This is a genomic window from Sphaerisporangium sp. NBC_01403 (genome assembly GCF_045040145.1).
In the GTDB taxonomy this organism is placed as follows: Bacteria; Actinomycetota; Actinomycetes; order Streptosporangiales; family Streptosporangiaceae; genus Sphaerisporangium; species Sphaerisporangium viridialbum.
Genome location: NZ_CP109534.1, coordinates 1,523,625 through 1,544,318, shown reverse-complemented (window position 1 = coordinate 1,544,318; position 20,694 = coordinate 1,523,625). Strand labels below are relative to the sequence as shown.

Below are 20,694 nucleotides of genomic sequence, written 5' to 3'. Positions count from 1 at the left end.
GATCATGACGGCGTTCTCGAAGCTCGAACGACTCGGCTTCGATCCGTCCATCCCCAACGAAGCCCGCATGTACGACTACTTCGTGGGCGGCAAGGACAACTTCGCCGCCGACCGGGAGGCCGCGCGGCGGGCGCTCGAGCTCGCGCCCGAGCTCCCCATCATGTGCCGCGAGGGCCGGCGGTTCCTCGACCGGGCCGTGCGCTACCTCGCCGGCGCCGGCATCCGGCAGTTCGTCGACATCGGCTGCGGCCTGCCGACGCAGGGCAGCGTCCACGAGGTCGCCCAGGCGGCGGCCCCCGGCTCGCGCGTGGCCTACGTCGACAACGACCCGGTGGTCGTCGTCCACTCCCAGGCCCTGCTGGAGGACGACGAGCGCACGGCGGTCATCGAGGCCGACATGCGCGACCCTGATCAGATCCTCGGCCATCCCCGGCTGAAGAGCCTGATCGACCTGGACGAGCCGGTCGCGATCCTGCTGCTCTTCACGCTGGTCATCGTCCCCGAGGACGAGCTGGTGGCCCGCATCGTCGGGCGGTTCCGCGACGCCGTCGTCCCGGGCAGCCACATCGTCATCGCCCACAGCGTCTCCGACCCCCGGCCCGAGACCACCGCGAAGCTCGCCGCCCTCTATCAGGACGACGGGGTGGTCTCCGGCCCGCGTCGCGAACAGCTCCGCACCAAGGCCGAGGTCGAGCGGCTCTTCGAGGGCCTCTCGCTGGTCGAGCCGGGTGTCGTCTACATCCCGGCGTGGCGGCCCGACCCCGGAGACCAGCCCGGCGACCCCGAGGCGGTCTGGTCCGTCGGCGGCATCGGGCGCAAGGCCCCCTGAGACGGGCCCGTCATGCCCGGCCGGTGTCTCCCCAGGTCAGAGGCGTAGCCTTGCGAAAGATGGCCTCGACGTAGCCCCGGACACCGCGAAGACTCCGAGCCGGCGAGCCGGTGGCGCCGGTCCTATCGCCTCGATGGAGTCCTCATGTCCGCTACCGCCACCCCCGGCACACCAAGAGCGACGGGCCCCGCGCCCGCGCTGGTCGCCGTGCTCGGCCTGCTGTCGGCGTTCCAGCCGTTCGCCCTGTACATGTACCTGCCCGGCTTCCCTCCCATCGCGCGCGACCTGCGCGCCTCCGCGGTGGGCGTGCAGCTGACCATCAGCGCGTTCCTACTCGGGCTGGCGCTGGGCCAGTTCTCGATCGGGCTGCTGTCGGACCACTTCGGCCGGCGCGGGCCCCTGCTGGTCTGCCTGGCCCTGTGCACGGCGGCCGGGGCCGTGTGCGCCCTGGCCCCCACCATCGGGGTGCTGATCGCCGCCCGGTTCGTCCAGGGGCTCTCGGGGTCGGCCGCCATCGTGATCGGGCGCGCCGTCATCTCGGACACCGCCCGGGGCAGGGACGCCGCGCGGGTCTTCGGCGTCCTCATGGCGGTCCTGGGCGTCGCGCCCGTCGTCGCCCCGCTCGCCGGGGGCATCCTGGCCGGCACCGCGGGCTGGCGCGGGGTGTTCGCGGCGCTGGCCCTGCTGTCGCTGCTGATGTTCCTCGCCGCCCTGGTCGCCGTCCCCGAGACGGTGCCCGCGCACCGGCGCCGCGCCGCGGACGTCGACGCGACGGCCCGGGTGGTCCGCGGCCTGCTGCTCGACGGGCCCTTCCTCGGGTACGCCCTGGCGTTCACGCTCGCGTTCGGGGCCCTGATGGCGTACGTCGCCGCGTCGCCCTTCGTCCTTGAGAACCTCCTCGGCCTGACGACGGCCACCTTCTCGCTCGCGTTCGCCCTCAACGCGCTGGGCCTGATGCTCGTCAGCACCGTCAACGCCAGGCTGGTGTACCGCTTCTCCCCGCACCGGCTGCTGCAGACCGGGCTGGCCATCCTGTTCGTGGCCGCCGCCGCGCTGTGCGTGCTGGCCGTGACCGGCCTGCTGTCGGACGTGACGGGCCTTCCGCTGCTGCTCGTCGCCGTCTCCTCGCTCGGGCTGGTGCTGGGCAACGCCGGCGCCCTCGCGATCGGGCGCGCTCCCCACGCCGCCGTGACCGCCTCGGCCCTGCTGGCGACCGCGCAGTTCGCGTTCGGCGCGCTGGTGGCCCCGCTGGCCGGGCTGCGCGGCGACCGCAGCGCCGTTCCCATGGCCCTGGCGATGGACGTCTGCGCGGTGCTGGCCCTGCTGGTGCTGGCGCTCACCCGCAACGCGCTGGAACTGACGCCGGGCGAGCGGACGGACGCCGAACGCGTGAGGTCCTGCGACCAACGCCGCTGACGCCCGAACCGGGATGAGCGGCCTCGCCGGGGCCGGGGGCGAAAAAAACTTTACGGACGCCGCACGGCATCGGTGTCAGCGGTACGGCACACCACTGACACGCAGGGCAGACCCGCGACCCCCATCATGATCTCGAATGATTACGGACCGTTGGTACCGTGCGGACGATCGAGCCCCAATATGTCAGCGATCTTCCGGGAGAAAGATCGGTCTCCGTCCGCGCGTCGCGGCGAATCAGACTTAACTTTTGCCCCATACCCCGTAAAATCCGCCGATGTGAACGATGGTCATCACGCTCCACAGGAGCTTCCGGTCCGCGAACGCTCGTTCCGGACCAGCTCCGGCCGGCACCGGCGGCCGGTGCCCGCGCAGTTGCCTCCGGACGCGCCCGCGCTCGTGCTGGCCGCGCCGGGCACCGCCGGCGACGTCCCCGCGGCCATCAAGACCATTGTCGGCGTCGAGCATCCCCAGCTCGACGTGCGCCTGATCCACCTCGGCGACAGCAAGACCAGCCTCGCCGAGACGCTCACCGAGTGCGCCATCGACCGGCCGAAGGAGTCGCCGGCGGCCATCGTGGTGCCCCTCGTGACCGGGCCGCACCAGCAGGTCTACCGGGCCATCCGGGAGGCCGTGGCCGACAGCGACGTCCTGACGACCATCGCCGACCCGCTCGGCCCCCACCCGCTGCTCGCCGAGGCCCTGCACGTCAAGCTCTCCGAGAACGGCCTCGCCCGCGCCGACCGCATGCGCCTGTTCAACATCGCCGCCCCGGTCGACGGGATCATCGTCGCCACGGTCGGCGGCCAGGAGGCCGTGCGCGCCGCGGACGCGACGGTCGTCCTGCTGGCCGCGCGGCTCACGCTCCCCGTGGTGGCGGCCTCGCTGGACGCCTCCCCCGGCGTCGGGGACGCCGCCCAGCGGCTGCGCAACATCGGCGCCTCACGTCTTGCCCTGGCCCCGTTCCTCATCGGCCCCGAGATCGACCTCCAGAAGATCACCGCGGCGGCCGAGTCGGTGGGCGCGGGGTGCTCGGAGCCTCTCGGCGCCCACAGCGCCGTGGCCCAGCTCGTCGCGCTCAGCTACGGCAGCTCCCTCACCGGCGACGACCCCGAGCACCAGTAGAGCGACCGGCCCCTCCTTCAGAAGCGGAGCGGGCCGGGCCAGGTGTGCACCGGCTGGTCGGTGAAGGCCAGGTCGCGGTAGCGCGCCAGCATGGCCGCCCGGGCGCCCGGCTCCTCTCCCAGCGCCGCCAGCGCCTCGCGCTGCCAGACCGCGCCGGTACGGCGCAGCAGCACCCGCTCGCGGATGATCGAGAGCAGCCTGGACGCCTCCGGCCCGTCCACCCCGGCCGCCGCCAGGCCCTCCTCCGCCACCGGCAGCAGTTCGAGGATCAGCTCCGCGGCCGGGGCGGGCTCCGCACGTCCCGGCCAGGCCAGCGTGGCGTCCAGCCCGTTGCGGGCGGCGCGGTAGAAGTTGCGGTAGGCGTCGGCGAAGGGGAACCCCTCGGTCCACTCGGGACCGGCCGCCGTCGCCGCCACCAGGCCCAGCAGGAACGCCGCGTTGGCCGCCATGTCGACGCAGGTGGGCCCGGCCGGCAGGGCGCGCAGCTCGACCCGCAGGTGCCCGCCCCCCGCCGGGTCGTACACGGGGCGGTTCCACTGCCACACCGTGCCCTGGTGGAGCCGCAGCTCCGCGAGCCGGGGCACCCCGCCGGCACGTACGGCCGCGAGCGGGTCCTCGTCGTCCATCACGGGCATGACCGGCTCGTACTCGCGGACGCTCAGCTCGAACAGCTCCTCCGCGCCGTTCTCCACCCAGCCGGAGCCGAAGCACACGCGGCCGTCCACCCGCCACGGGCGCTCCATGTCGCGGTCGTCGGCCGAGGCCTCGAACAGCGCGATGCGGGTCTCCTCCCACAGGTCGCGGCCGAGGAAGGACGGGGAGTTGCCGCTGACCGCGAGCACCGGCCCGATGGCGAGCTGGGCGGCGTTGTAAACGCGCGCGAAGTCGGCCGGGGGCGTGCGCAGGTGGACCTGCCAGGAGGTGTTGGCGCTCTCCAGGATGACGTCCTCGACCTCCAGCTCCAGGCGCTCGACACCGTGGATCTGGACCCGGAACGGCTCGGCGCGCACCCGCCGCATCCCCCGGCTGAGCGCCCGGTAGCGGGTCTCGTCGCTCAGGGCGTCGCGGGTGAAGTCGAACACGGTGAGCGTGGGCAGGATGCCGATGGGCACCACTCTGCCGCCCTGCGAGCGGGCCGCCTTGTCGACCACGAGCATCAGGTCGCGCGCCTCGGCCGCGAGGGCCGTGAAGGGCCGTCCGGCCAGCGGCAGGGGGGTGAGGTTGACCTCCAGGTTGAAGCTGCCCAGCTCCAGGACCACCCGGTCGTCCCCCGCCGCGGCGCGCACCTCCTTGTTGCGGCGCAGCGGGCGGCCGTCCGCGTCGATCAGGAAGAGCTCCAGCTCGGCGCCGATGGTCGCGGGCCCGGCGCCGAACCCGGGCCTGCCGAGCAGCTCGCGCAGCGACAGGAGGGAGTCCTTCAGGCGCTCCCCGAAACGCCCGTACTCCGCCTCGGAGAACCGCTCCTTGGCCACTTGCTGTCCCATTCGCATCCCCCACACGTGCTGGTGCCGGTCTCCCCCTCCCTCTCCCGGTGAACCCGTTTCATGCCTCCTACCTCGACTCGCGTGGCCCCCGGAGCTCGGCGAGCCGCTCGTGGTAGCGCTCGACGCCCGCGAGCTTCACCTGCTCGTATCCCCGGACGAGGTCGGGCAGGCCGGCCAGCTCGACCGCGAGGCCGTGCGTCTCGGCGCTGAGCCCGGCGGCGCACTCCTCCACCAGGGCGGCGTACTCCTCGATCAGCCCTCTCTCGACTTTACGGACATGCGCGTGGCCGAAGGGATCCAAGGGGGTGCCCCGGAGGCGGCGCATGGCGTACAGCAGGCGGAAGACCGGGCGGAACCACGGCCCCAGGGAGATCTTGCGGCGCATGCCCATCGCCCGCAGCAGCGGCGGGTGCAGGCGCCAGCGCACCTTCGCCCCGGCGCCGAACCGCTCTTCGACGCCGGCCAGGACCGCCGGGTCCAGGCAGAGCCGCGCGACCTCGTACTCGTCCTTGTAGGCCATCAGTTTGTGCAGGTGGCGCGCCACGGCCTCGGCCAGCGCGGTGTCCCCGGTCACCGCCGCCTCCGCCTCCCGCACCCGCCCGACGAGCTGGGCGTACCGCTCCGCGTAACGGGCGTCCTGATAGGCGATCAGCTCGGGCACCCGCACGGTGACGAGCCGTTCGAGCTCGCTTCCCGGCTCGGCCTTGACCAGGTCGATCAGCGCCTCCGCCTCGCTACCGGGCATCACCGGCGCGGCGACGCCCTCGGCGGGCGGAGCGGCCGGCAGGCCGGCGTCTCCGGGGCTGTGGACGACGTGCCTGCCGAGCCGGAAGGCCCGTACGTTGGCCGCCACGGCCACGCCGTTTAGCTCGATCGCCCGCTCCAGCGAGGCGGCGGAGACGGGCAGCGCCCCGGCCTGGTAGGCGGCGCCGAGGAGGACCAGGTTGACGTACTGGTCGTCGCCGAGCAGCCGCCCGGCGAGCTCGTGCGCGTCCATCACCACGGCGGCCTCGCCCCGGGACGCCGACACCACGCGGGACACCACTCCCCCGGCCTCGGGGAACGCCAGGCCAGGATCGGCGACCATGCGGCCGGTCGGGATCTCGGCCGTGGAGAGCACCGCCACCGTCCGCCGGGGCGACGCCACCGCGAGGTTGGCGGCGTCGGCCGCGACGAGCAGGTCGGCGCCGAGGTACAGGTCGCAGGCGCCGTCAGCGATCTTGTTGGACTCCTCGGCGGGCTCGGTGGTGATCTTCACGTCGGAGACGACCGCGCCGCCCTTCTGCGCCAGGCCCGTCTGGTCCAGGCTCCTGACGTGCTTGCCGTCCAGCGTCGCGGCGACCGCGATGATCTGGGCGAGCGTGACCACGCCCGTGCCGCCGACCCCGGTGATCCGCATGGCGAACCGGTCGGCCGGCACCCGCGGCTCGGGCTCGGGCGCCTCCTCCTGCGCCTCCCACGGTCGCGCGCCGCGCGAGCCGGCGCTCCCGCCGCGGGTCGCGGCGTCCGCCGCCGGGGTGACGGTGAGGAAGGACGGGCAGTCGCCGTCCAGGCAGGAGTAGTCGACGTTGCAGCTCGCCTGGTGGATGCGGGTCTTGCGGCCGAACTCGGTGTCCACCGGCTGCACCGACAGGCAGTTGGACTTGGACCCGCAGTCGCCGCAGCCCTCGCAGACCCCCTCGTTGACGACCACCCGCGTCGCGGGCGCCACCGCCTGCCCGCGCCGCCGCTTGCGGCGCTTCTCGGCCGCGCACTCCTGGTCGTGCACGAGCACGGTGACGCCGTCGACCCCCGCGAGCGTCTCCTGCGCCCGTACCAGCAGGTCGCGGTGCCAGACCTCGGCGCCGGGCGCGAGCCGCACGCCCCGGTAGCGCGCAGGGTCCTCGGTGGTGATGATGATCTTCCGTACGCCCTCGGCGGCGAGCAGGCGGGTGATCTCGGGCACGGCCATGCCGCCGACGGCGCGCTGGCCACCGGTCATGGCGACCGCCGAGTTGTAGAGCAGCTTGAAGGTGATGCGGCTGCCCGCCGCCACCGCCGCCCGCACGGCGAGGCTGCCGGAGTGCAGGAAGGTGCCGTCGCCGATGTTCTGCACGATGTGGTCGCGGTCGAGGAAGGGCTCCATGCCGATCCACTGGGCGCCCTCGCCGCCCATCTGGGTGATCCCGCTGACCTCCCCGGCCTGCGACTCGTCCATGAAGACGACCATGGTGTGACAGCCGATGCCGGCGCCCACCAGCGTGCCCTCGGGCACCTTGGTGGAGCGGTTGTGCGGGCACCCCGAGCAGAAGTACGGCGTGCGGGGCATGACGGGCAGGAGCTGGATGGACTCCCTGCGGGCACGCGGCGGCGGCTCGACGCCGAGGCGCCGGGCCAGCCTGCGGGCGATCAGGTCGGGCCCGAGCTCGCCGCCCACGGGGAACAGCGCGCGGCCGTCCTCGTCCGACTTGCCGAGGACGGCGGGACGGTCGGGCGCCGCGTACAGCGTCTCCTTGATCTGCTGCTCGACGAACGCGCGCTTCTCCTCGACCACCACGATCTCGCGGAGCCCCGCGGCGAACTCCCTGACCGTGCGGCCGTCGAGGGGCCAGGGCATGCCGAGCCGCAGCAGGCGGATGCCCCGGCGCGCCAGCTCGTCGTCCCCAAGGCCGAGGATCGCGAGCGCCTGCCGCAGGTCGAGGTAGGTCTTCCCGGCGGCCACCAGCCCGATCGTGTCGCCCGGCCGACCGGCCGTGACGCGGTTGAGGCCGTTGTCGTGGCCGTACGCGCGGGCGACCTCCAGCCGGGCGTGGTGCACCGAGCGCTCCAGCTCCAGCGGCACGGGGTTCAGCATGCGCGCGGTCGGCACGTGGCGGTACGGCCGGCCGTCGAGCTCCACGTCCGGCAGCACCGGCATCGGCCGCGCGGAGGGAAGGTCCACGGTCGCCGCCCCGTCGGCCACGTTCGTCACGATCTTCATCGCGGCCCACAGGCCGCTGTGCCGGGACAGGGCGAACCCGTGCAGGCCGAGGTCGAGGATGTCGGCGGGATCCGCCGGGTAGAGGACCGGCAGCAGCAGGTCGGCCAGCGCCGCCTCGGAGGCGGAGGCCACGGTCGAGGACTTCGACACCGGGTCGTCCCCGACGAGCGCGAGCACCCCGCCGTGGCGGTGGGTGCCCGCCAGGTTGGCGTGCCTGATGGCGTCGGTCGCCCGGTCGAGGCCGGGGGCCTTGCCGTACCAGATGCCGAAGACCCCGTCGTGGCGGAACCCCGAGAGGGTCGCGGCGAGCTGGGTGCCCGCGACCGAGGTGGCGGCCAGCTCCTCGTTGAGGCCCGGCCGGTGGACGACGTCGTGCTCGTCCAGCAGCGCGCGGTTGCGCCCGAGCTCCAGGTCGTAGCCGCCCAGCGGGGAGCCCTGGTAGCCGGACACGAACCCGGCAGTGCGCAGCCCCGCCTCCCGGTCGCGGCGGCGCTGGTCGAGCGGGAGCCTCACCAGTGCCTGGATGCCGGTCAGGTGGACACGGCCTTCCTGACGGCCGTACCGGTCCTCGAGCCGGAAATCCACGTGCGCCTCCTCGAATCGGCTACACCTACCATCCTCCTGATCGGGCCGGAGGCGAATCGGGTGATCGACAGAAACGTACGCGCTTCTTGGAGCCGAGGACCCTTGACAGGCCAGACGGGCGGCGACCGGGATCGCCCCCCCGGCGCCCGTACGGACCGGATGGCTTCCGAACGCGATCACTCGCAGCCATTGACTCCGTCCGGCCGAATCGATATGCCTGGACAACGCCATTTGTTGGGTGAGGGCCCCTCGTGGGGAGGCGGTGGCAATGCGCGTGCTCGTGCACGCCTACCCGTGGGACGTGATCGGCGATCCGCTGTTCACCGGACGGGTCCAGGCGCTCGGCTGCGACGGGGTGAACCTCGCCGCCGGCTACCACACGGTCAGGGCCGCGACTCCCTGGCATCCTGAACGTGCCTATCTCGACGCGAGGCACTCCGCGCTGTACCGGCCCGTCCGCGAGGAGGCCTGGGCGGGCAGGCGCCTCGTGCCCGTCGCGCCCGGCTGGATGGACGATCCCGACTCCTTCGGCACGGCCACGCGCGTCCTCACCGACGCCGGGGTGCCGGTGACGGCCTGGATCGTGCTCACGCACAACTCCCTCCTCGGCGAGGCGCGTCCCGACCTCAGCGTGGTCAACTGCTTCGGGCAGCCCTATCCCTGGGCGCTGTGCCCCTCGCACGCCGAGGTGCGCGACTACGCCGCCACGCTGGCCGCCGAGGCCGTACGCGACCTGCCGCTCGCCGGGGTGCTCCTGGAGGCCTGCGGCCAGCTCGGGGCCGACCACGGCGGCCACCACGACAAGACGGAGGGCGCCTACGACGCGCGGGCCCGGCGCATGCTGTCGGTCTGCTGCTGCTCGGCCTGCCAGGCGAGCTGGGCCGCGCGCGGCGTCGACACCGCGCGGACGGTGCGCGATCTGCGCGCCGCCGTGCGCTCCCACGAGCACGACCTCGACCCGGGCATGGCGGCCACGCTCCTCGCCGTGCGCCACGAGGCGGCGGACGAGCTGCGCCACCAGGTCGTCGAGGCGCTTCCCGGGCTCCGGGTCAGCCTGCACGCCAGCCCCGACCCCTGGGCCACCGGCGCCAACCCCGGGCTCACCCCGCACGCGGGCAAGGAGGTCGACACCGTCGTGGTGCAGTGCTGGCCCACCGGGCCGGAGTCCCCCGACAGGGTGCGGCTCGCGCACCGGCTGCTCCCCGAGGAGGTCGCGGTCGGCGCCTACGTGACCGTGCTCCCCCCGGTACGGCCCGAGGAGACCACCGCGCACGTCCGGCGGCTGGTCGAGGCCGGGGCACAGGAGATCCACCTCTACCACGCCGGCCTCGCGGGGCCGTCGCGCCACGGCCTCCTGGCCGACGCCACCCGCGCCGCCGCCCTCTGATACCAGGGTCACTCCCGATATCGTGATATATCAGGATATGAGGTGACCAATGCAGCGTCTGACCCCTGAGCAGTTGAGAAGTCACCGGTGGTACGGCACCGAGAGCCTGCGGTCCTTCAGTCACCGTGCCCGCACGCGCCAGCTCGGCCTGTCCGCCGAGGAGCACCTGGGCCGGCCCGTCATCGGCATCCTGAACACCTGGAGCGAGCTCAACCCCTGCCACATCCACCTGCGCGAGCGGGCGCAGGATGTCAAGCGCGGGGTGTGGCAGGCGGGCGGCTACCCGGTGGAACTGCCCGTGATGTCGCTGTCGGAGACCTTCCAGAAGCCGACGACCATGCTCTACCGCAACCTGCTCGCCATGGAGACCGAGGAGGTCCTGCGGTCCTACCCCGTGGACGCCGCGGTGCTCATGGGCGGGTGCGACAAGACCACCCCGGCCCTGCTCATGGGCGCCATCAGCATGGACCTCCCCGCGATCTTCGTGCCGGCGGGGCCGATGATCCCCGGCAACTGGCGCGGCGAGGTCCTCGGCAGCGGCAGCGACATGTGGCGCTACTGGGCCGACAAGCAGGCGGGCCTCGTCGACGACGCCGAGATGAGCGGGGTCGAGGAGGGCATCGCCCGCTCCCCCGGCCACTGCATGACGATGGGCACCGCCTCCACCATGACCTCGGTCGCCGAGGTGCTCGGCATGACGCTGCCCGGCGCCGCCTCCATCCCCGCGGTGGCCTCCGCCCACAACCGGATGGCCGCCGCCACCGGCAGGCTCGTCGTCGAGATGGCGTGGGAGGACCTGCGCCCGTCCGCGATCCTCAACGCCGAGGCGTACGCGGACGCCGTCACCGCCGTGCTGGCCCTCGGCGGGTCGACCAACGCCGTCATCCACCTCGTCGCCATGGCCCGCCGCAGCGGCGTCGAGCTCACGCTCGACCACTTCGACGCGGCCTCGCTGCGCGTTCCCGTGCTCGCCGACCTGCGGCCGAGCGGCACGTACGTCATGGAGGACTTCTACCTGGCGGGCGGCCTGCCCGGCCTGCTGAGCCGGATCGCGGACCTGCTCCACCTCGACCGGCCGACCGTGACCGGGCGCAGCCTCGGCGAGGCGCTGGAGGGGGCCGAGGTGTTCGACGACAAGGTCATCCGGACGCGCGGCAACCCGTTGTCCGCCGAGGGCGGCCTCGCCGTCCTGCGCGGCAACCTCGCCCCGGACGGCGCGGTCATCAAGCACGTCGCCGCCGACCCTCGGCTGCTCAAGCACACCGGGCCGGCGGTGGTGTTCGACGGGCACCGCGACCTGATGCGGCGCATCAATGACGAGAGCCTGCCGATCACGGCCGACTCGGTGCTCGTGCTGCGGGGCGCGGGACCGCGCGGCGGCCCAGGGATGCCCGAGCACGGCATGCTCCCCATCCCCGACAGGCTGCTCAAGACGGGGGTGCGCGACATGCTGCGCATCTCCGACGCCCGCATGAGCGGCACCAGCTACGGCGCCTGCGTGCTGCACGTCGCCCCGGAGTCCCACGTCGGCGGGCCGCTCGCCCTCGTACGGGACGGGGACCCGATCACCCTGGACGTCGAGGCCCGGCGCCTGTCCCTCGACGTCCCCGAGGAGGAGCTGGCACGGCGCCGCGCGGCCTGGCAGCCCCCCGAGACCGTCTTCCGGCGCGGGTACGGCACGCTCTACGACGCCCACATCACGCAGGCGGACGAGGGCTGCGACTTCGACTTCCTCACCGGCAGCGGAGGCGCCCCCGAGCCCGACACGGAGTGAGACCCCGAGCGCGCCACGGCGAACGAGGCCCGGGAGCAGGGTGCCGCCGTCGGAGCGGACCACCACGTCGGGTCGAGGATCAGTCGTCGGACAGTGCCCTGGCGGGAACCGCGTCCCGGGAGCCGGCCTCCGAACTGGAGGCCTTCTTCGCCGCCTCTTCGCCGCGCTTGCCGTACCAGGCGCTCCATGCTCCTAGCAGGCCGATGGTCGCCACCAGGAGGATCGACGACAGCCCGGCCATGACATCGGTCGGCAACCAGTAGACCAGGGGGAGGCGGACGGCCGACTCGACCAGAAGCGCGACTCCCCAGACGAGGGTCATCACCAAGTAGGTCCGGCGGAACATCGGCGCCGCCGCGTACAGGACGTCCCAGCGCCGCGCGGTGTCCGCGTCTTCGGCACCGAAGCGCTTCGCCACGGCGAAGGCCACGGGACGACGGGCAACGCAGGAACCCAGGAAGATCAGGCCCGCGACCGCGGTGGTGACGGACTTGATGGCCAGGAGGAACTTCGCGTCTCCCGTCAGCAAGGAGAGGATCATTCCCACGCCGAAGACGACGCCCATGAAGGCGGCGAATCCATCGAAGCGACGCTGCCGGACGGCGACGTAGGCGACCCGCAGGAATCCGACGCTCGCCGCCGTCAGCATGGCGGCGTACTCGCTCACGCTCAGCGCGCGGCACACATAGTAGGTGCCGATCACCGGCACCACGTCCCACAGCACGACCGAAACGATCTGGTTGTTACCTGAACGGCTCATTTCTCACTCCTGAAGGTCTCGTCGAGCCAGTCACTGATGCGGGCCATGGCCAGTCGCTGGGCGCCTGATTGGCAATGGGCGTCGGCACCCTCCTCGGCGGTGAACTCGAGGAAGGTTCTCGGGCAGGTCAGGTGATCGTGGAGCGCCTCGGGCTGGCCTTGGAAGGCGAAGTCGCCGGGGGCCGAGCAGACCAGGGTGGGGCACCTGATCCGCTCGGCGATGCCGTCACGAAGGTGATAGTCGAGCATCTTGGCCGCGTACCCGCGCGGTGACCGGGCGCCGGTGACCCACATGCCGTGGGTGAAGGCCCACCGCATGACGGGGTCGTTCGCCATGAGGCCTTGAATGATCTCATCGACCTCGGACGTGGACTCGGCGCCCAGCACGGCGCGCGCCTGATCGCGGTCCTCGCCGAAGTGGCCCGCGACGATCGCCCCCATGTCGTAGACGCCGTCGAAGGCGATGAGCGCGCTGATCCGCGGTTCGAAGGCGGCGGCGCGTGGCGCCAGCAGTCCTCCCATGCTGGCGCCCAGCAGCGCGACCCGCTCAGGATCGACCTCGGGCAGCGCGAGCAGGTAGTCGAGCACCGGGCCGACCACCTTCTCCCAGTCCGGCCGGAACACCAGCCCTTCGCGGTGCATCGGCCCAGGCTGCCCGGGACCGTCGAAGGTGAGGACGTGGTAGCCGCGTTCGGCGAACGCCGCCGCGCCGAAGAAGTGCATTTCCTCGGCGCTGCCGTCGAAGCCGTTGTGCATCACGATGGTGGGCCGGGGTGTACGGCTGTCGCCGGCCCGGTAGAGGTAGCCGTTGAGAGCGGTGTGCGCGTACGGGATCAGCACCGGTTCGATCCTGATGTCCGACAGCCGGGCCGCCGCGCGAAACGACTCCACGCCGAGCGCGTAGGACTGGTCGACGCGCGGGTCGGACGGGTCGCCGTGCAGGAAGAACTCGGCAGAGCGGTAGTAGGTGGACGCCCGCAGCAACCCGTCACGCGCGCTGACCTCGTGGCCGGCCGCCAGGCTCCGCCGAGCTTCGCCGGCGACGCGCTCGGCCGTGGCCCGCCACTCCTTGTGCCAGCTGTCGTAATCACCTTCGGTGATCCGCTGTGCGGTGGTGATCACTTCACCGAAGTCCGCGCCGCCGTAGGCGATGTGGCCGAGCGAGCGCAGTGTCTCGTACCAGAACGTGACGTCCTTCTCAAAGATCAGCGCATCCACGCCCGCCCCTTAATACGAAATTATTCGCTTCAAGGGGAAGCTAGCGCGGCGACGCGCTTAAAGCAAGACTATTCGCGTTAAGATGTCGGCCATGGCAACACAGGAACCCGTACGCCGGCCCGGGGGGCGTAACGCCCGCGTCCGCACGGCCGTATGCGAGGCCGTCCTCGACCTGCTCCACGAGGCGGACTGGGACGATCTGAGCATCGCGCAGGTGGCGGAGCGATCCGGCGTCCACCAGGCCACGATCTACCGGCGCTGGGGCACGTTGGGCGCGTTGGTCGACGACGTGGTGACCGAGCAGCTCACGCGCTCGTCCCCGGTTCCCGACACCGGGACGCTCCGTGGGGACCTGGAGGCCTACGCGGTCCAGGTGGCCGAGGACGTGGCCGGCCCCCTCGGTCCCGTCTTCCTCCGTGCCGCCCTGGTGGGCGCGCGCCCGGAGGGAGAGCCTTCCAAGCATGTCTATCTTCTGGAGCGAGGCACACAGCTCCAGACGATGCTCGACCGCGCCAGGGATCGCGGGGAGAACCCCCCCACGTTGCTGGAGCTGCTGGAGGTCATCCTCGCGCCGCTGTACTTCCACGCGATGTTCTTCGAACGGCCGACCAACGCCCACCACGCCCGGACACTGGTGGACAGGCTGCTCGCCCTCAGCGGATCAAGAGCTGACACCTTTACAATGTAGATCACATGGTTGGATCCCCACGCTCTCTCGCCCACGGGCGGGGATCGGGTAGGCCTCGGAGTGAAGGTGCGCGACGATATACCGGTGTACAACATGTCAGAGGATTCGGTCCTGCGGCCGGTCGCGAGGTCGACCACGCGCACCGATCTCGTCGCCGACTCGATCCGGACGGCCATCCTGTCCGGCCGGATCAAACCCGGCGAGACGCTGGTGGAGCGCCGGCTCGCCGAACAGCTCGGCGTGTCCAAGACCCCGGTGCGGGAGGCCCTCATCGGGCTCGCCGCCACCGGGCTCGTCGCGATCAGCCCGAACCGCGGGGTCAGCGTACGGGTGCTGGGCGCCGCCGACCTGCGCAAGGCCCAGGAGCTCCGCCTGCTCCTCGAACCCTGGGCGGTGGCACGCTCCACGCGGCCGTCCCGCCCGGCGACCGTAAGGGACGCGCGGGAGGCGCTGGAGGAGGCGCGCGAGCTGCTGTCGGGAGACGACCCGACCTCCCTCAGCCTGGCCAACCGCCGCTTCCACCGCGCGCTCTACTCCGGCTGCGGCAACGAGCTGGTCACCGCGCAGCTGGACAACCTCCAGGACCTCACCGCCGTCGGCACGGTCACCGTGCTGTGGCGCCACTGGCCGACCTGGCGGGAGGAGTTCGCCGAGCACGAGAACATCCTCGCCGCCGTGACCTCGGGCGACGCCCTCCTGGCCGAACGCCTTACCAGGGCGCACATCGAACGCTCGGTCGCCCACCTGTCCCGCGACCCGGGCGAGCGGAGCTAGCGGCCAACCCGCCGCCCCACCCCAAAGCCCGGGCGGACGTGGCCGGCGGGTGCCGTGCCCGGGGTCAGCGCGTGGCGTCCCCGCCGGGGAGGGTGGAGCGGTAGCGGCGGAGGGTCTCCTCGTCGGGAGGGTAGGTGCCGCGCAGCGGTGCCCCGGCTTCCACCTGCGCCTGGATGAAGTCCTCCAGCCGTTCCTGCTCCAGGGCGTCGCGCGCCACCTCCGCCGCCAGGTGGCGGGGCACGCAGACCACGCCCTCGGCGTCCGCCACGATGACGTCGCCGGGGTAGACGGGCACCTCGGCGCAGCCGATGGGCACCTGCAGGTCGACGGCGTGGTGGCGCGCGAGGTTGGTGGTCGCGCAGACCCCGGCGGCGAAGGCCGGCAGCTCCAGGCCGGCGAAGAACGGCGAGTCGCGTACTGCCCCGTCGGTGACCAGCCCGGCCGCGCCGCGCCGCAGCAGGCGGGTCGCGAGGATGCCGCCGATCGACGCCGCCCGGGTCTGGCCCCGGCAGTCCATGACGAGCACCTGCCCCGGGCCGACCGACTCGACCGCGAGCCGCTGCGGGTGGTCGTAGTCCTTGAACACCGACAGCACGTCAAGGTCCTCGCGGGCGGGGATGTGGCGCAGCGTGAACGCCTCCCCCACCATCCGGGTGTGCGCCGGGTTGAGCGGGCGCAGCCCCGCCAGGAAGGTGTTGCGCAGCCCGCGGGCGAACAGCTGCGTGGTCACGGTCGCCGTCGACACCTTCCGCAGCGCGGCGAACACCTCCGCCCCGACCTCCCCGGGCGTCTCGGCGTGCCCGGAAGTGACCTGTCCTGATTCGCGAGGCGTCTCGGCCCGGCGGTCTCGCCCGGTGGGCTCGGTCATGCCGCACCGACCGGGAGCCGCAGGGAGCGCAGGACGGCCGTGACCTCGTCGCGCTCGGAGTCCGGGAGCGGCGAGATGGGTGGTCGTACGTCCCTGCCGCACAGGCCGAGCTGGGCCAGCGCCTCCTTGAGCACCGACACGTTGTTGGCGTTGCCGTGCCGGGCCCGCAGGTCCTCGATGGGCTTGAGCAGACGCCAGAGCTCCATCGCCCCGCCGAGGTCGCCCGCCCGGAGGCGTCCGAGCAGGTCGAGCGACAGCTCGGGGACGATGACGGCCAGGCCGGAGGTGAACCCGCGCGCCCCGCCCGGCCAGTAGAACGGCGCCCAGCTCTCGGCCAGCCCGCACACCCACGCCACCTCGGGCACCTCGGCCGCCAGCTCGGCGAACCGCACCGGGTCGGGCACCGCGTACTTCACGCCAACCACGTTGGGGCACGCGCTCACGAGGTCCCGCAACGCCCTGGCGGTGATCAGCGGGGAGCGGACGTAGCAGACGACCCCGAGCCCGGGCACCGCCTCGGCGACGGCCCGCTGGTAGCCGGCCCACCCCTCCTGCGACTGGTAGGGATGCACGGGCTGGTGCACCATGACGCCGTGCGCCCCGAGGCGCGCCGCCTCGGTGGCGAGCCGGACGGCCGTCGCCGTGTCGTGCCCGACGCCCGCGATGACCGCCGCCCCGCCCGCCGACTCCACGGTCAGCGCCACCACGCGGTCCAACTCGGCCAGGGACAGCGAGTAGAACTCGCCGGTGTTGCCGTTGGGCGTGACCGCGCCGACGCCCGCCGCGACCATGCGGGCCACCAGCGCGGCGTACGCCGGCCCGTCGACCTGCCCGAGCCCGTCGAACGGCGTCACCGGCACGGTCACCACCGACGCGAGCGCCTGCCTGACGTCATCCACCATCGAGATCTCCCCTTCGTGGGCGGCTGCCGAACCTTGGTATATCAGTACACCATCGGCACCTGGGGAGCGATGTACGGCTGCGGCGCCCTCGCGACGGCCGGGCCCCGTCGGCCGGCCCCCGGCGACTTCACTCCGGAAAGAGTTTGAAAGTCGGTTGAACCGGGTCACAGAGGGCCGCGTACCTCCGTCCGTACGCACATGCAGACGACATAGGAGGCCTGATGCGGCCACGCATCGTCACGCTCTGCGCTGCGGCACTCGTCCTGGGCATTTCCACCGGCACGATCCCGGCGCACGCTGAGTCCACGCAGTCCAAGGAGTCCACCAAGACCACCACACACACCAGCACGCGGTTCGCCGAGCTTCCCCTGATCTCGGACGTGGCGGGCAAGGCGGACGTCACCGACCCCAAACTGGTCAACCCCTGGGGTCTCGCCATGGGCAAGACGCTGTGGGTCTCCAACGCGGGCACCGGCTCGGCGACCGTGTACTCGGGCGGGGCGAGCCAGCTCACCAAGGAGAAGACCGAGGTCGCCATCCCCGGCGGCACGCCGACCGGCCAGGTCTTCAACGGCGAGGAGGGCTTCGAGATCTCCAGCAAGGGCGTCTCGGGCCCGGCGACGTTCATCTTCGCCAGCCCGAGCGGCGCCATCACCGGCTGGAACGCCGAGGTCAACCCGGGCAGCGCGATCATCGCGGCGTTCACCCGCAAGGCCGACTACAAGGGCCTGGCGATGATGCGGACCAACCGCGGCTCCTTCCTCCTCGCGGCCGACTTCGCCCACAACCGGATCCACGTCTTCGACGACGACTTCAGCCGCGTACGGCTGTCGAGGTGGGCCTTCGTGGACCGCGGCCTTCCCCGTGGCTACTCCGCGTACAACGTGGAGATCGTCGGGAACGCCGTCTACGTCGCCTACGCCAAGCGGGACCCGGAGACCGGAAAGTCGATCGCGGGCAAGGGACTCGGCTTCATCAGCCGGTTCAACGCCTCCGGCCGGCTGACGGCCCGCGTCGCGGCCCGTGGCGCCCTCAACGCCCCCTGGGCGATGATCGCCGCACCGCAGGGCTTCGGCCAGTACGCGGGGGCGCTCCTCGTCGGCAACTTCGGCGACGGCTGGATCAACGCCTACAACCCGAGGAACGGCCGCTACCTCGGCCCGCTCCGCAAGGCCGACGGCAAGGCCATCGCGATCGAGGGCCTGTGGGACCTGGAGCAGGGAACCGCCGCCAGCGGTGGCGAGAACGCCCTGTGGTTCTCCGCCGGAATCCAGAAGGCCCAGCACGGCCTGGTCGGCCTGATCATGCCCGCGGACGCCGCGAGCACCACGGCCACCCCGTCCGCCTCGCCGAGCGCGTCGGCCTCGCCGACCGCCTCACCGACTTCCTCCGCCAACTCTTCGTACTAGCAGAAGGGAGGTGGGCGACCACCGAGCCGCTCCGGCCGGAGGGCTCCTTCCAACCGAGGATTCCCATCATTCCTAGAGATCAGCACGACCCGCCCGAATGAGCGGAAGTCGGCTGCGGGGTGGCGCGCCCCGCAGCCGGCTTTCGGTTGTTCGGACATCCGCCCTCAGGCGTTGTCCGGCGTCCCTCGGCTTCGGCGTACCTCGGTTCGGTGACTCAGCCGATGGTGCAGCTCACGCCGCCGAGGGTGAAGGACGCCGGCTTGCCGGTGTTACCGGTGTGGGTGGCCTGGAAGCCGAACCCGGTCGAGGCCCCCGGCGCGATGGTCGCGTTGTAGCTGACGTTCCTCGCGGTGACCTGGCCGCTGGAGGGTGAGATGGTGGCGTTCCAGGCGGAGGTGACCACCTGCCCGGCGGGCAGGGTGAACGCCAGCGACCAGTTGTTGATCGGGGTGGATCCGGTGTTGGCGAGGGTGACCTCGGCGGTGAACCCCGTGTTCCAGGCGTTCGTCGTGTAGGTGACGCGGCACGGCCCGGAGCCCGGAGTCGGGGTGGGCGTGGGCGTGGGGGTGGGCGTAGGAGTCGGGGTCGGGGTGGGCGTCGGGGTCGGCGTCGGCGTCGCGGTGGGCCCGCCCGCGAGGCCGAAGAACTGGATGGCGGCCAGGGCCATGCCGCTCGTCGGCAGGCTGTGCCCGACGCCCTGGACGCTGATGGCCTCGACCGGAACGTTGGTGCCCGTGCCTCCGTAGCGGGTGCGCGTCCAGCTCGGCTGCGGGCGGTCGGTCAGCGTGGCGGTCTGGCTGAGCCCGTGGACGTTGGTCCACTGCTTGATCTCTTCCTGGAAGTTCGGGTAGCGCAGCGTCGTGTCGTCGGTGCCGTGCCACACCTGCATCCGGGGACGGGCGCCGCTGTAACCGGGATAGGCCCCGCGCACGAGGTCGCCCCACTGCTGCGGGGTCTTGGTCACGGTGCCGTTGGCGCAGGCGCTGTTCCAGCTTGAGCCGTCGGTGGTGGCGAAGCATCCGAACGGCACGCCCATGAAGGCCGAGCCGGCCTTGAAGATGTCGGGATAGTCACCCAGCAGGACGTTGGTCATCATGCCGCCCGAGGACGCGCCGGTGACGTACACCCGGTCGGGATCGCCGTTGTTGTGCTGCTCGACGTACTTGACCATGGACACGATGCCCACGGGGTCGCTGCCGCCGTCGTGCTTCAGCGCCTGCGGCGAGGAGACGTCGAAGCAACTGCCGCTTCTCGTCGCGGACGGGTAGACGACGATGAAGCCGTACCGGTCGGCGAGGGAGGCGAACTCCGTCCCCGAGAAGAAGGCCGGGCCTGAGCCCGTGCAGTAGTGCACGGCGACCACGATGGCCGGCTTCGCCGCCACCGAGTCCGGCACGTACATGTGCATTCTCAGAGCGCTGGGGTTGGTCCCGAAGCCGGTGACCTCGGTCAGCGACGCGGGCGACGCCGGTGGCGCGGTGGCCAGCCCCGCGACGACCAGCGTCGCGGCGGTGGCCAGCGCGCCCAGCAGCTTGCTTCTCATCCTCATCCGTACTCCTGCTCTCCGGTTCGCGTGGCATGCTCTCGAAACATTCCGGAGTATCTGCCGGAATATTTCGGCAGACAAGACGCCTAGTAGAAGCGCTGGAGGACAGGGGCACGGACCTGCGGGCACGGCCGTGGCGCATAAGAAATCTGTGAAACTTTCGGCGCGGTTCAGGCTACCGGACGGTGCCGAAGGCCAGGCCGGCGGCCAGGGCGATCACCAGGGAGAGCACGACCAGGACCATCACCGAGGACAGCGGACTGCGGCGGCGGGACGGCTGGAGCGCCGCGCGCATCGTGCGGATGCGGGGAGCCGGGCCGACCGCCGACGGCGTGGGGGCATGCTCCGCGGTGGGCCGCGCGGGCCGCGGCGTGGCGGGCGGCGTGCGCGGCGGTGGCACGGCGGGCACGGCCGGGCGGATCGACGGCGGGGGCGCCGGGGCCCGGGACGGCGCCGGGGCGCGGGTCGGGGACGCGGCGGGGGTGGGAGTGGACGGTGGCGTGGGGGGCGGCGTCGGGACCGGAGGCGGGGTCGGGGCGGGGGGTGGCGCCGGAGCCGGGGGCGCCGGGGCAGGGGGCGGAGCGGGGGCCGGTGGCGGGTTCGCCGGGGCCTGGCAGATCGGAGGGTATCCCCCGATGCTGATGCCGACCCGCAGGCTCACCACCACGTCGACGTCGAGACAGACGGTGACGTCGGCCCCGGGAAGACTCCCCGCCGGGACCGGCACCGAGGCCGGGGCCATGGCCGAGCCCGGGATCGGGTGCGCGACGGCGCCCGCCGACACAGGGAGGACGCCGGCCGAGGCGGGAACGGGATGCGCGACCGCGCCCGCCGACACAGGCAGGACGCCGGCCGAGGCGGGGATGGGGTGAGTGATGGTGGTGGCGGAGGCGGGGGCGCTTCCGACGAGGCCGGTCAGCGACAGGCCCGCGACCGGCACCGCCAGCAGCGCCGCCGTACGTGGAGCGGCCACG

At 72.4% G+C, this 20,694-nt stretch carries 16 protein-coding genes; 8 read left to right on the top strand and 8 right to left on the bottom strand.

Features of this window, described 5'->3' with window-relative positions:
• Positions 1-4: 4 nt before the first annotated feature.
• The 3 genes from OG589_RS06650 to OG589_RS06640 all read left to right on the top strand — a co-directional run bounded on the left by OG589_RS06650 (position 5) and on the right by OG589_RS06640 (position 3,367).
• Entirely contained in the window at positions 5-829 is an 825-nt protein-coding gene (locus OG589_RS06650; RefSeq protein WP_405147123.1) for an SAM-dependent methyltransferase, read from the top strand.
• 144 nt (positions 830-973) lie between these two features.
• On the top strand, positions 974-2,245 hold the full coding sequence (locus OG589_RS06645; protein WP_405147122.1) for a multidrug effflux MFS transporter: 1,272 nt from the start codon (positions 974-976) through the stop codon (positions 2,243-2,245).
• Between the two features lie 276 nt (positions 2,246-2,521).
• Entirely contained in the window at positions 2,522-3,367 is an 846-nt protein-coding gene (locus OG589_RS06640) for a sirohydrochlorin chelatase (protein ID WP_405147121.1), read from the top strand.
• 17 nt (positions 3,368-3,384) lie between these two features.
• Here the strand turns inward: OG589_RS06640 and OG589_RS06635 are convergent, their stop codons facing one another.
• Positions 3,385-4,851, bottom strand: a complete 1,467-nt coding sequence (locus tag OG589_RS06635) for a glutamate--cysteine ligase (protein WP_405147120.1) — start codon at positions 4,849-4,851, stop codon at positions 3,385-3,387.
• 67 nt (positions 4,852-4,918) lie between these two features.
• Entirely contained in the window at positions 4,919-8,395 is a 3,477-nt protein-coding gene (locus OG589_RS06630; protein ID WP_405147118.1) for an indolepyruvate ferredoxin oxidoreductase family protein, read from the bottom strand.
• A 268-nt stretch (positions 8,396-8,663) separates the two neighbouring features.
• Between OG589_RS06630 and OG589_RS06625 the strand changes: the two genes are divergently transcribed.
• Both OG589_RS06625 and araD read left to right on the top strand, forming a co-directional pair.
• Positions 8,664-9,782: a hypothetical protein gene (locus OG589_RS06625; protein ID WP_405147116.1), complete on the top strand. Its 1,119-nt coding sequence runs from the start codon at positions 8,664-8,666 to the stop codon at positions 9,780-9,782.
• Between the two features lie 49 nt (positions 9,783-9,831).
• Entirely contained in the window at positions 9,832-11,556 is a 1,725-nt protein-coding gene (gene araD / locus OG589_RS06620; protein WP_405147114.1) for an L-arabinonate dehydratase, read from the top strand.
• 79 nt (positions 11,557-11,635) lie between these two features.
• On the opposite strand, the gene OG589_RS06615 is transcribed toward araD, so the two are convergent.
• Entirely contained in the window at positions 11,636-12,316 is a 681-nt protein-coding gene (locus OG589_RS06615; protein ID WP_405147112.1) for a VC0807 family protein, read from the bottom strand.
• Positions 12,313-13,533, bottom strand: coding sequence for an alpha/beta hydrolase family protein (locus OG589_RS06610; protein WP_405147111.1), 1,221 nt, complete (start codon positions 13,531-13,533; stop codon positions 12,313-12,315). The genes OG589_RS06615 and OG589_RS06610 overlap by 4 nt, the downstream gene beginning before the upstream one ends.
• 91 nt (positions 13,534-13,624) lie before the next feature.
• On the opposite strand from OG589_RS06610, the gene OG589_RS06605 reads away from it, so the two are divergent.
• On the top strand, positions 13,625-14,221 hold the full coding sequence (locus OG589_RS06605; protein WP_405147109.1) for a TetR/AcrR family transcriptional regulator C-terminal ligand-binding domain-containing protein: 597 nt from the start codon (positions 13,625-13,627) through the stop codon (positions 14,219-14,221).
• A gap of 93 nt (positions 14,222-14,314) precedes the next feature.
• Positions 14,315-14,995: a GntR family transcriptional regulator gene (locus OG589_RS06600; RefSeq protein WP_405147107.1), complete on the top strand. Its 681-nt coding sequence runs from the start codon at positions 14,315-14,317 to the stop codon at positions 14,993-14,995.
• 64 nt (positions 14,996-15,059) lie between these two features.
• On the opposite strand, the gene OG589_RS06595 is transcribed toward OG589_RS06600, so the two are convergent.
• On the bottom strand, positions 15,060-15,863 hold the full coding sequence (locus tag OG589_RS06595) for a ribonuclease activity regulator RraA (RefSeq protein WP_405147106.1): 804 nt from the start codon (positions 15,861-15,863) through the stop codon (positions 15,060-15,062).
• Positions 15,860-16,765, bottom strand: coding sequence for a dihydrodipicolinate synthase family protein (locus tag OG589_RS06590; protein WP_405147104.1), 906 nt, complete (start codon positions 16,763-16,765; stop codon positions 15,860-15,862). The genes OG589_RS06595 and OG589_RS06590 overlap by 4 nt, the downstream gene beginning before the upstream one ends.
• 221 nt (positions 16,766-16,986) lie before the next feature.
• On the opposite strand from OG589_RS06590, the gene OG589_RS06585 reads away from it, so the two are divergent.
• Complete coding sequence (locus OG589_RS06585) at positions 16,987-18,174, top strand: TIGR03118 family protein (RefSeq protein ID WP_405147103.1); 1,188 nt, start codon at positions 16,987-16,989, stop codon at positions 18,172-18,174.
• Between the two features lie 214 nt (positions 18,175-18,388).
• On the opposite strand, the gene OG589_RS06580 is transcribed toward OG589_RS06585, so the two are convergent.
• Together OG589_RS06580 and OG589_RS06575 are read right to left on the bottom strand one after the other, a co-directional pair.
• Positions 18,389-19,723 carry a PHB depolymerase family esterase gene (locus OG589_RS06580; protein ID WP_405147102.1) on the bottom strand — a complete coding sequence of 445 codons (1,335 nt, stop codon included), beginning with the start codon at positions 19,721-19,723 and terminating at the stop codon, positions 18,389-18,391.
• Positions 19,724-19,895: 172 nt separating this feature from the next.
• Entirely contained in the window at positions 19,896-20,693 is a 798-nt protein-coding gene (locus OG589_RS06575) for a hypothetical protein (RefSeq protein WP_405147101.1), read from the bottom strand.
• Position 20,694: the final 1 nt, after the last annotated feature.

Coding starts and splice junctions, on each gene's coding strand:
- OG589_RS06650 (WP_405147123.1), top strand. CDS start 5: ATGACGGCGTTCTCGAAGCTCGAACGACTCGGCTTCGATCCGTCCATC.
- OG589_RS06645 (WP_405147122.1), top strand. CDS start 974: ATGTCCGCTACCGCCACCCCCGGCACACCAAGAGCGACGGGCCCCGCG.
- OG589_RS06635 (WP_405147120.1), bottom strand. CDS start 4,851: ATGGGACAGCAAGTGGCCAAGGAGCGGTTCTCCGAGGCGGAGTACGGG.
- OG589_RS06625 (WP_405147116.1), top strand. CDS start 8,664: ATGCGCGTGCTCGTGCACGCCTACCCGTGGGACGTGATCGGCGATCCG.
- araD (WP_405147114.1), top strand. CDS start 9,832: ATGCAGCGTCTGACCCCTGAGCAGTTGAGAAGTCACCGGTGGTACGGC.
- OG589_RS06615 (WP_405147112.1), bottom strand. CDS start 12,316: ATGAGCCGTTCAGGTAACAACCAGATCGTTTCGGTCGTGCTGTGGGAC.
- OG589_RS06605 (WP_405147109.1), top strand. CDS start 13,625: ATGGCAACACAGGAACCCGTACGCCGGCCCGGGGGGCGTAACGCCCGC.
- OG589_RS06600 (WP_405147107.1), top strand. CDS start 14,315: ATGTCAGAGGATTCGGTCCTGCGGCCGGTCGCGAGGTCGACCACGCGC.
- OG589_RS06595 (WP_405147106.1), bottom strand. CDS start 15,863: ATGACCGAGCCCACCGGGCGAGACCGCCGGGCCGAGACGCCTCGCGAA.
- OG589_RS06590 (WP_405147104.1), bottom strand. CDS start 16,765: ATGGTGGATGACGTCAGGCAGGCGCTCGCGTCGGTGGTGACCGTGCCG.
- OG589_RS06585 (WP_405147103.1), top strand. CDS start 16,987: ATGCGGCCACGCATCGTCACGCTCTGCGCTGCGGCACTCGTCCTGGGC.
- OG589_RS06580 (WP_405147102.1), bottom strand. CDS start 19,723: ATGAGGATGAGAAGCAAGCTGCTGGGCGCGCTGGCCACCGCCGCGACG.